This window comes from Proteus sp. CD3 (assembly GCF_008808075.1).
In the GTDB taxonomy this organism is placed as follows: Bacteria; Pseudomonadota; Gammaproteobacteria; order Enterobacterales; family Enterobacteriaceae; genus Proteus; species Proteus appendicitidis.
Genome location: NZ_CP019686.1, coordinates 2,357,446 through 2,370,591, shown reverse-complemented (window position 1 = coordinate 2,370,591; position 13,146 = coordinate 2,357,446). Strand labels below are relative to the sequence as shown.

The following is a 13,146-nucleotide window of genomic DNA, read 5'->3' as shown; positions in this document are numbered from 1 at the left end:
GATCAGATCAAAATTTAGATATTTATCATTAAATGACTATTTATGGATAATAGTAGTTAATATCACATTAGAATGGATTATTGTTGCCTCTTCATTATGAATATGAAGAGGCAACAACAATTAGTCTTTGAGAGGTTTTAGAATGTATTCGAGTTGCTGATCGGTGAGGGCGATATTAAAAAATGTTTTATAGAACTGTTGTGTTTCTTTACGGATATCAATATGTGCTGTTTGTTCTGGATATAAAACAGTCGCTAACCATAAAAATTGTAAGGCTTCTTCTGTGGTTTCACGACACCACCAAAATAAGCCTTTAGGATTTGTATAAACTCGACCTTCACGTACTGCAGTAATAGATTGCCATTCAGGTGCATTTTTAATGATTTCGGTGTCTCTTGCATACATAGTGACAATGACATCAGGATTGGCATGAATAACTTGCTCTAAAGAAACATCGCCAGCTCTGCTTGGCACATTATCAAACCAATGCTCTGCAACGTTAACACCGCCTGCAAGCGCTATCCAATCATGATTTAATGAAGGTGCGCCAGATGTTCTTAATGGTGAGCCAAAAGCATGATAGACCTTCATTGGTTTATTGGCGCTGACTTCACCTACCGCATTTTTTACAAGCGCTTTATTACGCTGAAAGTAGGCTAAGTAATCTTTTGCTAATTGGTGACTACTTGAACCTAAAATCTCACCCGTGATCAATGTTCTTTCTAACAATGCATCCATAGAGCCTGACTTTAATAATGCAACACTGATCCCTGCATTTTTTAGTGCAGACATTTGTGCATCAGATAGCTTTCCTGTTGCAAAAAAAATCTGAGGTTGGCTAACAATTAATGTTTCGATATTTAGAGTATCGTTATTACCTTTACTCGAAATAGAGGCTGTTTTTATCGCGGGCACTATTTCCGTAAAAAAAGGGATCGTTTTAACTAAATCCGTTGTCGAAACAATTTTATCTCCTGCGCCCAGCATCGCTAATATGGCATTTTGCGCATTCCAACTGGTGGCAACTCTTTCAGGGGAATCAGGAACCGTAATGGATTGGTTTTGATAATATTGAACAACTCTTTGTGCCTGTACATTAAAGGAGATACTGAGAGCCAAAGCTCCCAGTAACGTAATGCACAGGGTTTTGAAAAACCCTTGATACATTTTGTGATCCTCTTAGAGTTCAATACTAACAGATGCAGATATTTGACGAGGTGTACCTAAGAAGGCATTAGCCCCACCAATAGCCCCGTTTTGGTTACCTGAGAAAATAGATGCCCAATAATGCTCATTAGTAACGTTATCTAAATTGAGGCGGAAGGTTGTTTTCTTATCCCAATATTGTGTTTGATAACGAGCACCTAGATCGAGGGTGGTGTACGCTTTTGCCCACATAGTATTAGTGGTATTTGCTGCACGTTTACCTGTGTAGTGAATATTGGCGCTATAGATAACATTTGGCAAAGTAGGGTAATGGTATTCAGCTAATAAATTAGCTTGGTATTTTGGTACACCCACAACGTCTTTATCTTGAGTCTGAGCATTGCCAGTGTTAGTCAAGGTAGGATCTAACCAAGTCATGCTACTGAAAACGAAAAGTTCATTAGTAACTTTTCCGTTAGCGATAAGCTCTAGCCCACGGTTACGTTGTTTACCTTGTTCTTTAAAGATATTGTCGTTACCCACATAGGCAAAAGGGCGCTCTAATTGGAAAATAGCCGCATTTAAATTAAGATCGCCAATTTGCGATTTAACCCCCATTTCCCACTGTTCACTGCGATAAGGTTTTAGCACTTCATTTTTGTTTTCGGCAGTGTCTGGTGCTGAATCGCCTTCTTCTAATGAATCGGCATAAGAAATATAAGTCATTACTTCAGGAATAGGTTTAAACATTAATGCGACAGCAGGGCTTAAACCATTTTCAGTGTGATTTCCACCACCAGAACGATAAGACGTTTCTTTGATCCAGTTTTGGCTTAGTGATCCCATCACTGACCATTGAGGATTAAAGGTAACAGTATCACCTAAAGTAACAGATTGAACTTGAGAGCGACTATTTTTAGTACGAGCCGCACCTGTATAAAAGCCTTCATTCGAAGGATCATCATAGCGATGAGGGTTATTAATATCTTGAGTTGGCAATGTGAATTTCTGATCACCACCATTTGCACCATAGATATCCCAGCGATAGCCGCTAGTAGCAAGAATTAAATCATGAGAAAGTGCGCCGGTCATTACATGACCATTAACATTGACAGAATGACTTAAAACAGTAAAACGGCCATAAGTTGTCGGTACTGATAACGTTGGTGTAAATTGCTTACCATCATTACTTAATTGGTTAGAAACAGAACGGAATCCACGATCAGCTGTTTGATAGCCAATTGCTGCACTCATTTGCCAATCTTCGTTAAAATCATGTTTTAGTCGGCTACTGACCGTTCTGGTGTGAAGATCAACACCCGCAAAAGCTTGACCATAGCCTGCTTTAGTTGGATCTGGCGCATCAGGTAATGCGGTGACTTTTGGTCCATAAGAAAACGCACCAGGGAAGCCCATTTTTTTAAACCAATAATCACTAAAATTCACTTCTAACACAGTATCAGAAGAGATATTCCAATCAAAAGCAGTGCTGATTAGCTGGCGACGTGTTTTGCTACCTGCAACATAACCTTTACCTTCATCATGCACTAGATTAATGCGATAACCAAAAGTGTTGTTGTCATCAATAAAACCACCTAAATCAAGATGACCTTTAAATTGGTTATCATTGACATAAGTTGCATTAAGCGAGGTTAAACGTTTTAAGGTTGGACGTTTTTGGGTGAAATTGAATTGTCCACTAGGGCTTGCTGGTCCATAAAGTGAGCCTGTTAGACCATTTATAATATCTACACGCTCAAGCATTTCGATTGGAAAGGCTGTAGTTGAAATAATATTCACACCATCTAAGCGAGAGTTAGCTACAACATTGCCTTGCATTCCACGGTTTTGAGGACGTCCAACATCCATTCCTCCACGCGCTTGCATTTGGGAAGAGGCATTATATTTTAAGATATCCGAGACACTGGTAACTTGTTGATTTTCAATCATAGATTGAGTGAAAGTATTTGTTGTGTAAGGAGTATCTAGCCATTTTTTCTCACCTAATGGCCCCATATCAACTTCACGAGTAACAAACCCAGCACCGGCTTCACTATTATTCACTGGTTGTGCAGTAACGACGATTTTTTCAGCATTTTCAGCAGCTACACTTGCTGATACAGCTAATGTTTGTGCTATAGCACAAGCTATTGTCGAAATGATAAATTTCTTCACGATAGACTCCCAAAATGTATTTTTTAGTTATTTAAATCCATCGATATTAAAAAATTTATACAACGATGCTCATCGCAAATGTAATGCAATGTATATCATTGTATAAATTTATATATAACGAGGATGGGCGCCGACTATACACCTAATAACATGTAAATAAAATGATATATTTGCTAATAATAAGATTATGAAATTGTTTCTGAATTAAGATCAAAAAAATGCCCATTTAAACGGGCATTTTAGGAAATGAAACATAACAGAAAGGATATTGAAAAATTAATGTTCTGTTTTTTCTGCTATGGAACCATGATCATCATGTTTCTGGTGGCGGTGATGACCATCGATCATGCTGCGGAATGTTTGAGTAAACGTATCGCCCAGTGTACATAAATAGAAGTGCGCACAAATAAACATTAGTGCCACGATCCCTAATACTAAGTGTGCTTTTAGCATCCAATAGCCTTCACCAAGTACTTCAGGGTATAAACATAATAATCCAGTAACCAGTAACAGCGGCACTAAACCAAACATCACACCTAAGTAAGCGAGTTGCTGAAGCGGATTAAATTTATCAGTTTCAGTTGCGGCGAAAGGATGGGGTTCGCCTTTCATTATGCCGTAAAGATAAAAGCGAGCTTGTTTGATACAACGATCAATTAATCCACTAAATCTTACTTTGTAATGTACGCCGTTACTGGTTGTTAAATTGATAAGAATAAAACCAATCCAGAACGCGATAAGTACAAAACCACAGATCTTATGTAATAGCACCATTGAAGCAACATTTCCGATAGAGAAATGCCCTAAAAATCCGCTCAATAGTAATAGGATAAACAGTAAAGCATTACCCCAGTGCCAAAAACGAATTGCTTTAGAATATAAATAAACTCGTTCTTCTTCATAATGACCAGAGTGTTTTGGTGCAAGGGCATAGCGTAGTAAGCCATGAATAACTAATACAGCTATCATAGCAACGATTAATAAACCGGCTGCCATTAACCATACAGGCCAATAATCTGGCGTATAATGGAGTTCTGCTCCCCAGATACTAGTCATGCTTTATCTCCCTGATGGATTTCTTTACGACGGAATAAACTTGGCTTTCCGACATTATCTAATTGGTATTGATAAACGGATTTTTGTTTGATCCAAGCCTGAATTTCAGGTGAGTCGATGCGGCCAAAAGCAAGTGCATCTGTTGGGCATACCGATACACATGCAGGTAATTCACCTTCAGCTAATCGAGTATCAGAACAGAAGTTACATTTGTCTGCGATATGTGTCATTGGATTGATATAACGAACATGGTAAGGGCAAGCACCAACACAGTAATCACAGCCGATACACAGCTCTTTTTTCACCTGAACGATACCATTTTCATCGATAAAAGAGGCACCTGTAGGGCAAACAGAAACACAAGGTGCATCTTCACAATGCTGGCAAGAAACTCGGAAAAATTGGTAATGTGGATAACCCGCTTCATCGTCATGAGGACCTTGAATTTGGACTTGAAGTCGGCTAAATCCTTCTGGAATGTCATTGATGACTTTACACGCAACAGTGCAAGCTTGGCAGCCAATACAACGTTTTTCATCATGTAACATGACAAATTGTTTATCATTATTGTTCATCGTTATTTTTTTCCTTAAGCCCGACTAATTCTGACACCTGATGTATGCACATCAGTACCTGATACAGGGCTAATTTCATGAGGCAATAAGTTGCCACAGTGAACGCCTGTTGTAGTCGCTGCTGTTCTTGCACCTGCTTTTGCACCTGATCCCATATAAACAAATACCGTATCAGGGCGAATGCCTTCAGTGATCAAAGCATGTGCTTTTTCTTTGCCTATACTGTTTTCCAGAATGATTTCATCACCATGTTTAATTCCATGGTTTTTCGCTGTTTCAGGGTGAAGCCAAACAGGGTTTTTCCACATTAATTCAGCTAATAATGGTACGTATTGTGTTGCACCATTAGTATGAACGGCGACTTTACCTTGGATAAAATAAAGCTCGTCTTTTTCTTTTAATGGGAAGTTGTGGAAGCGCGGAATACCATAGTTTTCTAAACGGCTTTCTAATTCTTCAGAGTAGATTTCAATTAAGCCACTTGGTGATTTAAAGGAGAGGGCTTTTTCCATTGTATTGTTGCTATCAACATGCTTAATCGCATCTGGATATTGCTCAACAAAGGCTTTTACATAAGAAGGCTCACGTAATAATAGTGGAACACCATAAGAGATATAACCTTTTTTATGCATCTCTTTATAAAGTTCTTCGCTACCATTAACTTGATATAGCTGTCTTACTCCCATGTTTTCCCAAGGGAAATAGGCTTCTAATCCTAATGCTTTACCTAATTCCATCCAAATTAACCAACTTGGTTTAGTATCACCAATAGGTTCGACAACTTGCTGGCGTAATGCATAAGCTGGGTTTAAACCTGAAACATCAGAAATCTCTTCATCACGCTCTAAATAAGTGGTTTCAGGTAACAGATAATCTGCATAAGCAGCACTTTCACTTAAATAAACATCGCAGCTAACAATTAAATCTAATTTCTGTGCTGCTTTTTCTAACTCTGGGCGACAACTGACTGTTTGGAATGGATTGTGACGAGACATAATCCATGCTTTTGTTTGATACGGTACACCCTCTAAAGTTGAGTCAATAATCGATTGAACAACACCACCACCTTTATTGATGTATTTAAATTGAGGTGCTGTTGCATCAATGCGTTTTGCCGTAATTTCAGGCATACCTTTAACGCTTGGTTTCGCTAATTCAGGAGCAACATTAATGCCCGCTAATTTATTGTATTTTGACGCTGCTTTTTTCTGATACATACCGCCTTCACGTTCAATGTTGCCAAGTAAGGCATTGAAGGTGAAGATCATTCTGCGCATATTGATCTCTTCTTTATTAAAGGTTGCGCGGTGACCAGGCATAATCAGTGCATGAGGTGCTTTTGCTGCTATTTCGCGTGCGATACGAACAATATCTTTAGCGGGAACATCAGAATGAGCTTCAGCCCATTCAGGTGTTGTATCTTGTAGAACGTCTTTTAATTGTGGGAAGCCAACCGTAAATTTCTCAACGAAATCTTTATTGTAGAGATCTTCTTTAATTAAAATATGGCACATTGCCATTAGAACAGGTAAATCTCCACCTGGGCGGATTGCAAACCACTCATCAGCTTTACTTGAAACGACAGATAAACGAGGGTCAAAACTGACTAGTTTTGCACCGCGCTCTTGAGCTGTCATTAGTTCGTGTGTCTCAGCGACTTCAATACCTTCATAAAGGTTATGACCGAAAGAGAGAATATATTTAGAATTTGCTAAATCCATTGCAAGATCACCGCCCATCATCACTGATGCTGCAATGGCTTTACCTGCAGGGCAAGTCGATGCATGTGTAAACGTGTTCGGTGAACCAAAGGCAGCAGCTAAATGGAAAAGGTGAGAAGAGAGCGAACCTGATTTAGATGAAAAAGAGATACTTTCTGCACCATAATTTTGTTTTATGGCGTTCATTTTTTCTGCAATTTCTTGATAAGCTTGTTCCCAGCTTATCACTTCCCATTCACCAGCCCCTCTAGGACCTTTGTGTTTCATAGGTTTGACAATCCGGTTTGGATCATTAACTAGGCTAACGCCACTTCCCCCTCTTGCACAAACTCGGCTACTCTGGTGCTCTGCATTTCTATTTCCTTGGATAAAAACGGTCTTGTTGTTAACAACCTGAGCTTCTATCGGACAACGATAAGAACACATTTCACACAGACTAGGTGTTAATTTGGACTGACCCTTAAGAGAATCTACAGGATTAAATGCAAGCGCACCCGGTGGTAAACTACTCACGGTACAACCCACACATCCTATCCCCATCCCCTTAATAAAAGAACGACGACTAATACTCATATAACCTCCAGTTTCTTCTTATAGCTAAATATTATATACGGACGGTTAAATAAATATTTGAAGGTGCCTCCATTTTATTAATCCATAAGTGATGAGTTAGTTGTAAATAATAAATAATAGAGAATAAGAAGTTAATAAATGTCACTAAATAAATTAACTAAAATAGACAAAATTAAATGATAATTATTTTCTTCTATTAAATACTATGATAAAAGTTTGGAGAAGGAGTAGGCGGTTTTAAGGGATGCCGAAGTTACCTTTTGTTCTTTTAAATTCACTAAGTTATCGTATTAATCCATTTTATTAAAGTGTATTTAAAATATATGATTATTAATATTTAAAATTTGACAAAAAAGCCAATCGATATATAATTATTTATATATCGAAAGTTGATTGCATTGTAATTAATTTGTTATTTAAAAATCAGAATAAATAATATTTTTAATGCTATTTAAACCCGGTTTTTTCTTAAATTATCTTCTTATAAAAATAGCTAACTTGTTATTTTGATAATAAATACAAATAAAAAAAGAAAAATAAATCGGTGATTAATGGTACGAAAAATGCTCAATTAAACGTAAACAGACTGATACTAAATACGAGACAATTTATAAATTATTGTTCATTATGTTTAAATATTAATTAATGATATTAATAGTTATGGAACTGTATCGTGATTGTCAAAAAGAGATATTTTTTGTTTTATGTGTCTTAATAGCATTAAGGCTAAATGAAGATACGTAGGAAAAATATGGGGGGAAATGTTAAAAAAATGGCAGTTTTTTGAACACTCAAAACCACCATTTGCCACATATTTTATGTGTAGCCATTATTGTTTTTTTCGTTGTTTATTGTCTTGGTATCTTCTACATAAAAGATACGATTTAAAATAGCATGACAACTAAAACAAGACTCAGTAACAGAGGATAAACTCTTGCATGCCATTTGTCGGGAATACGAGATAAAAAGCGTTCAGAGATCTTCAAACCAACCCAAGTGCTACAAATCAGAATAAGTGCAGCTTTTAGCCAAATATAACCAATAAACCCAGATTCACTATTTAAAGGTGACGTAAAAGAAAGGGTGATATAAGTGAATGTTGCAGTAAGCGCTAAAGGTAAGGTTAGTGCGTTCGCCATTGCTGCTGACTGTGCCATTGGTGTTCCTCTACGGCGTAATAAAGGGACTGTCATCACACTTCCACCAACCCCGAGAAAAGCGGCAATAATACCAATCACTGTTCCATTAATGCTTTCTTTTACTTTGGTTACTTTTTTTGCGTTGTGAGTAGGAGCCATAAAACCGGGGCGAAAATAGCAATCTAAAATAGTGACAAAAAGATAACCAATAAAGATCCACTTGATCCACACACCTTCAACCATTAAGGCGAGAAGCGCACCTAAAATCCCACCAAAAGCGATACCAATAAATAGAATGGACATGATATTCCAATCAAGCCTTTTTGCTTTATGGTGTTTAATAGTTGTGACTGTCGCAGAAAACAACATAATTAATGCAGAGGTAGCAACCGCGATTTGCATTGCATGTTCAGCAGGTAAACTGTCTATTCCCCAGAGTGTAAGAATAAGTGTATAGAGTAAGGGAACAGTGACAAAGCCACCACCAAAGCCAAATAACCATGTTGTGATGCCTGAAATTAAACCAAAAGAAATCAGCCAGAGTGTCATTTTAAATCTCCTGTTGAGTCAGGAGATTAACAATATAGAATAAAGTGATGGCTTACCCACGCGATAATGACAAGTTTATACGAATTTAGGACAATTTAAATATTATGCGTAATATCGATATCAACAGTGTGGATAATCTTCCTCGTGATATTTTGGCATTAGGCTCTGATTATCCTTATGACACATTACTTGAAGCTCACCATCATCGACGCGCTCAATTTTTATATGCTCCTAATGGGGTAATGAAAGTGAAAACAGAAGATGGTCAATGGATAGTATTACCTTACAGTGGCGTGTGGATCCCCGCAGAAAAAGTACATCAAGTACTGATGTTGGGGAGTAGTACTTATAGTCTCTATATTGAACCTAATAAAATTCCTCGTTATTCAGAATATTGTGAGGTTTTACAAGTTTCTCCTTTGCTTCATCAGTTATTACTTTCGGCCAATGAGCTTCCTTTACTTTATGATTTAGGTGGACGAGATAGCGCATTACTGACTTTGCTTTGTCATGAATTAGCTCATGCTAAGCCATTGCCTTATTTTACGCCATTACCGCAACATGCTTTATTAGATGAATTGTGTACTGAATTTATGTCACAACCAAATATTCGCACAACACCAGAAATGTGGGCTGAAAAATTGAATAAGAGCTTACGTACTTTTACCCGTCTTTTTCATAAAGAAACAGGTCTTTCTTTTCGAGATTGGCGTCAAAAAGCGTGTTTAATGTATGCGTTAACGGCTTTAAAGAAAGGTGATTCAGTTACTGAAGTTGCTTTAGAACTGGGTTATGAAAATCCGAGTGCCTTTAGCGCGATGTTTAATAAAGAGATGGGATATTCACCGAAATTGTTTTTAAAACAACTGAAAGAGTTTTAATAGAGAAAGCATATATAAGAAGAAACATAATCACTGATACTGATATTTATCAGATGGTTTTTAAGCCAAATGATATGTTCAAAAAAGAAACAAAAAAATTCCTTCCAATATCAGTGCGTTAAAACTTGATTAATAGAGAGTGAGGGAGGTAAAATGTAGCCCGTCCATAAGTTATACTTAATTTTTTCATGTATGTTCCCTTAGTTAAATGGATATAACAAGCCCCTCCTAAGGGCTAGTTACAGGTTCGATTCCTGTAGGGAACGCCATCTATACATCTCATGATGTTCAGTAATGTCTAAAATAATAATTTAAACAATATATAGGATATAGGTTCCATGGAAAGCGACCTATTGATCAAATTTTTCCCTTAGAATTATTAGCTGTACTTCAAAAAATTGAGAAAAGAGGTGCATTAGACAAGCAAATAAAATCCGTAGGCGCTGTGGTGAGGTTTTTCGTTATGTGGTCATAACGGGTAGGGTAAAATATAATCCTGTACCTGATTTAGCGGGAGCAATGAATAAGCCTGAAACTAAACACTTCCCATTTTTACGTGAAGATGAGATCCCTGATTTTGTTAAAGCGTTAAATAACTATCAAAGCGTTAAAATAACGAAGTATGCCACCCAGTTGTTAATGCTGACAGGTGTTAGGACTGTTGAATTGAGACTAGCTGAATGACCAGAATTTGATTTCGATAATGCTATTTGGGAAATATCCAAAAAGAGAATGAAAAAGCGCCGTCCTCATTTAGTACCATTATCCCCACAAGTTATTGTGATACTCAATGAGTTAAAAGTAATTACAGGATATTACCCATTATTATTTCCTGGTCGAAATGATGTAAGAAAACTAATCAGCGAAGCGAGTATTAATAAAGTTATTGAAAAGATAGGTTATAAAGGCAGATTAACAGGGCATGGCTTTCGCCATATGATGAGTGCCATTTTACATGAAAAAGGTTTTGATAGCGCATGGATAGAGTTACAGCTTGCTCATGTTGATAAAAATTCCATCCGTGGAATTTATAATCATGCTTTGTATTTAGAAGGACGGCATTTAATGTTAAATTTTTATGCTAACTTACTTAAATAAATTAGGTATAATTTCTAGGAATAGTTGATAGATTATCAATCAATATATCAGAAAATGCAGAATTTATATTATCTATGAAATTAAATATTTCATTTTCTAAAGCAATGAAGGTGTTTTTAGGTCCATTATGTAATGTGATTCCTGCTTGACCAAATTTAGTTATTAGCTTTATTTGGTGTGACTTATAATTATATTTTCCTGCTGTGCTAGTAATACATTCGTTAGCTTCTTCTATAATACTTTTAATTCCAAAGATAAAATTAATATACTCTTGAGATATATTTAACTCCCCAGCTCTAGATTTTGGAAACATTAAGTTATAAAAACAAAAAATATTTATCTTATCAGCCTTCAACATATCTCTCTTATCTATCTCAGCACTCACATAATCTTTAAACATTCCAAAATGCGATATATGATTTGTTATTATTGTATTTTTTGCATTTAAGTGATAAGTATCTAATGCTACACGATTATTATTAGCATTTAAGTGATATGTATCTAACGCTATACGATTATTATTAGCATTTAATTGATATGTAATTAACGCAATGATGACACCTGCTACAGTAATAAACGTGGTAATTACCCAAAAGGCTACTTCTATTATTGATAAAGACCACTTTACTTCTTCATAAAAATTATTAATCCCATGACTTGAGAGATTTATACCTCTCTCATATAATTTAGCAGATGATATTGTCCATATTATAGATATAAAACATAGAATTATTGAAAAAATTAAGATGCCTACAATAGTATAAACAACTCTCCTTATTGTTGGGTTTTCAATGTTCATATATCCCTATCCTCTTTTATCTTTAGGTTTTATTTTTTTTAGTTTTTCTCTAAGGTAGATAACCATATCATGAAACTCTGTAGATCTATTTAAAATAGATGTTCTATAATAGGTTAGGTGGTATTTTCTGATATACCATGATTTATTATTGTTACCCTTTGAATATGATGCTTTCAAGCTATTCAATGCTGCCTTGGTTTTTTGTACATCTCTCCAAGAAGGCAATGGCTTAATTTTTTCTATTATTTTAATAAAGCTAGAATGTTTATTATGGTTTAATCTTCCTAGACGATTAATTCTACCTAAGCATCGATTATATTCCTTCCTATATGTACTCGATGTTCTCATGTTATTTTTTTTTGCTAAATTACATAAATTATGTAAGGAAGCCCTAATTTTTTTAACCTCATCAGATGGTATTCTTGGTTGTTCAAAATCAACTCTTAATCCATGAACAATAAGAGGTTGTATTGATTCCTTTAATATCTTACTTTTATTTTTATTAACGGGTAAATCTTTATTTGCAAGCATATTTTCAATATGCGATTTAATCTGCGAAAAATCAAAATTAGATAGCTTTGATGATACTGTAATGTCATCAACCAGCCTTGTGTAAACTAAGTTTTTTCTCTCAGCTCTTTTAATAATATCAGCTTCTAGATCATGCAAACACAATGATGCTATATAACTAGATGTTAATGCACCTTGTACAATAAAATTACCTTTGCAACATAAATCAGTAATAAGTTCTAATGCATATCCCTCTATTTTTAATACATTACTAAAGATATCGGTAACTATATCTTTGTGTATATTGTCAAAAAAATTATTTATATCAATTTTAAGTATTGATTTAGCGCCACAATGTAAACTTGCACATGCAACATAATCTCTTTTAATTTGATCTTTATTGCTATCGTTGTTACTAGGAACTGAACCAAATAAATGATTAGGCCACTTAATCAATTCACGAAAAATTCTTTTGTTAATTCTATATTGAACTTTACGTAAATCTGAATTTAATGAATAAACAATTCTGTCTGTACCATCAATTTTAGGTACTTTAAGTTCAGTATATTTTTCATGATCAGATAAAGAATTTATTCGAATTAATTCACTCTCACTTATAGAGAGGGTATCCGATAAAATTTTTAACGAGGTAATTCTTTTTTTTGCAATAGAATGAGGGGTATGAGGGCAATAGTTTTCATTATTTAACATGATATTCTATTTAGTATAAAAAAATGCAAAGTCACACATAGCCTTCCCATAATCAAGGGTGCACAGAGTGATGTAATCTTAACCAACTTTTGTTAGCATCAGCCATCACTCTATAGCGGCTATGTGCAATATGCCGTAGGCTACGGTATCTTTACCGCCGTTGACTGCGATGGTCGTGGCCTTCGGAAATGTCCAAACATTTTGGACGCTCTA

The 13,146-nt window shown here is 35.7% G+C and carries 9 protein-coding genes, 1 tRNA gene and 1 pseudogene; 3 read left to right on the top strand and 8 right to left on the bottom strand.

What is annotated here, in order from left to right; genetic code table 11:
- Window positions 1–120 precede the first annotated feature (120 nt).
- The 6 genes from BTA34_RS10795 to BTA34_RS10770 all read right to left on the bottom strand — a co-directional run bounded on the left by BTA34_RS10795 (window position 121) and on the right by BTA34_RS10770 (window position 8,934).
- Window positions 121–1,167, bottom strand: a complete 1,047-nt coding sequence (locus BTA34_RS10795; RefSeq protein WP_151435614.1) for an ABC transporter substrate-binding protein — start codon at window positions 1,165–1,167, stop codon at window positions 121–123.
- A gap of 12 nt (window positions 1,168–1,179) precedes the next feature.
- Entirely contained in the window at window positions 1,180–3,321 is a 2,142-nt protein-coding gene (locus BTA34_RS10790) for a TonB-dependent receptor (RefSeq protein WP_265576067.1), read from the bottom strand.
- A gap of 276 nt (window positions 3,322–3,597) precedes the next feature.
- A complete protein-coding gene (gene phsC / locus BTA34_RS10785; RefSeq protein WP_151435613.1) occupies window positions 3,598–4,377 on the bottom strand; it encodes a thiosulfate reductase cytochrome B subunit in 780 nt (259 codons plus the stop codon).
- Window positions 4,374–4,952 carry a 4Fe-4S dicluster domain-containing protein gene (locus BTA34_RS10780; protein WP_151435612.1) on the bottom strand — a complete coding sequence of 193 codons (579 nt, stop codon included), beginning with the start codon at window positions 4,950–4,952 and terminating at the stop codon, window positions 4,374–4,376. Before BTA34_RS10780 ends, phsC begins: the two co-directional genes overlap by 4 nt.
- 14 nt (window positions 4,953–4,966) lie before the next feature.
- The gene (gene phsA, locus BTA34_RS10775; RefSeq protein ID WP_151435611.1) at window positions 4,967–7,246 is read right to left on the bottom strand and encodes a thiosulfate reductase PhsA; all 2,280 of its coding nucleotides are present in this window, start codon (window positions 7,244–7,246) and stop codon (window positions 4,967–4,969) included.
- A gap of 884 nt (window positions 7,247–8,130) precedes the next feature.
- Window positions 8,131–8,934 (bottom strand): sulfite exporter TauE/SafE family protein, encoded by an 804-nt coding sequence (locus BTA34_RS10770; protein ID WP_151435610.1) that lies wholly within the window; start codon window positions 8,932–8,934, stop codon window positions 8,131–8,133.
- Window positions 8,935–9,038: 104 nt separating this feature from the next.
- On the opposite strand from BTA34_RS10770, the gene BTA34_RS10765 reads away from it, so the two are divergent.
- The 3 genes and pseudogenes from BTA34_RS10765 to BTA34_RS10755 form a co-directional block, all read left to right on the top strand.
- Window positions 9,039–9,815 carry an AraC family transcriptional regulator gene (locus BTA34_RS10765; protein ID WP_151435609.1) on the top strand — a complete coding sequence of 259 codons (777 nt, stop codon included), beginning with the start codon at window positions 9,039–9,041 and terminating at the stop codon, window positions 9,813–9,815.
- Window positions 9,816–10,009: 194 nt separating this feature from the next.
- Window positions 10,010–10,084 (top strand) — tRNA-Arg (locus tag BTA34_RS10760).
- Window positions 10,085–10,143: 59 nt separating this feature from the next.
- A pseudogene (locus BTA34_RS10755) lies at window positions 10,144–10,913 on the top strand (tyrosine-type recombinase/integrase); the annotation flags it as partial.
- A 1-nt stretch (window position 10,914) separates the two neighbouring features.
- Here the strand turns inward: BTA34_RS10755 and BTA34_RS10750 are convergent.
- Both BTA34_RS10750 and BTA34_RS10745 read right to left on the bottom strand, forming a co-directional pair.
- Complete coding sequence (locus BTA34_RS10750; protein ID WP_151435608.1) at window positions 10,915–11,712, bottom strand: retron Ec48 family effector membrane protein; 798 nt, start codon at window positions 11,710–11,712, stop codon at window positions 10,915–10,917.
- Between the two features lie 6 nt (window positions 11,713–11,718).
- Window positions 11,719–12,933, bottom strand: a complete 1,215-nt coding sequence (locus BTA34_RS10745; RefSeq protein WP_151435607.1) for a reverse transcriptase family protein — start codon at window positions 12,931–12,933, stop codon at window positions 11,719–11,721.
- Between the last annotated feature and the right edge of the window lie 213 nt (window positions 12,934–13,146).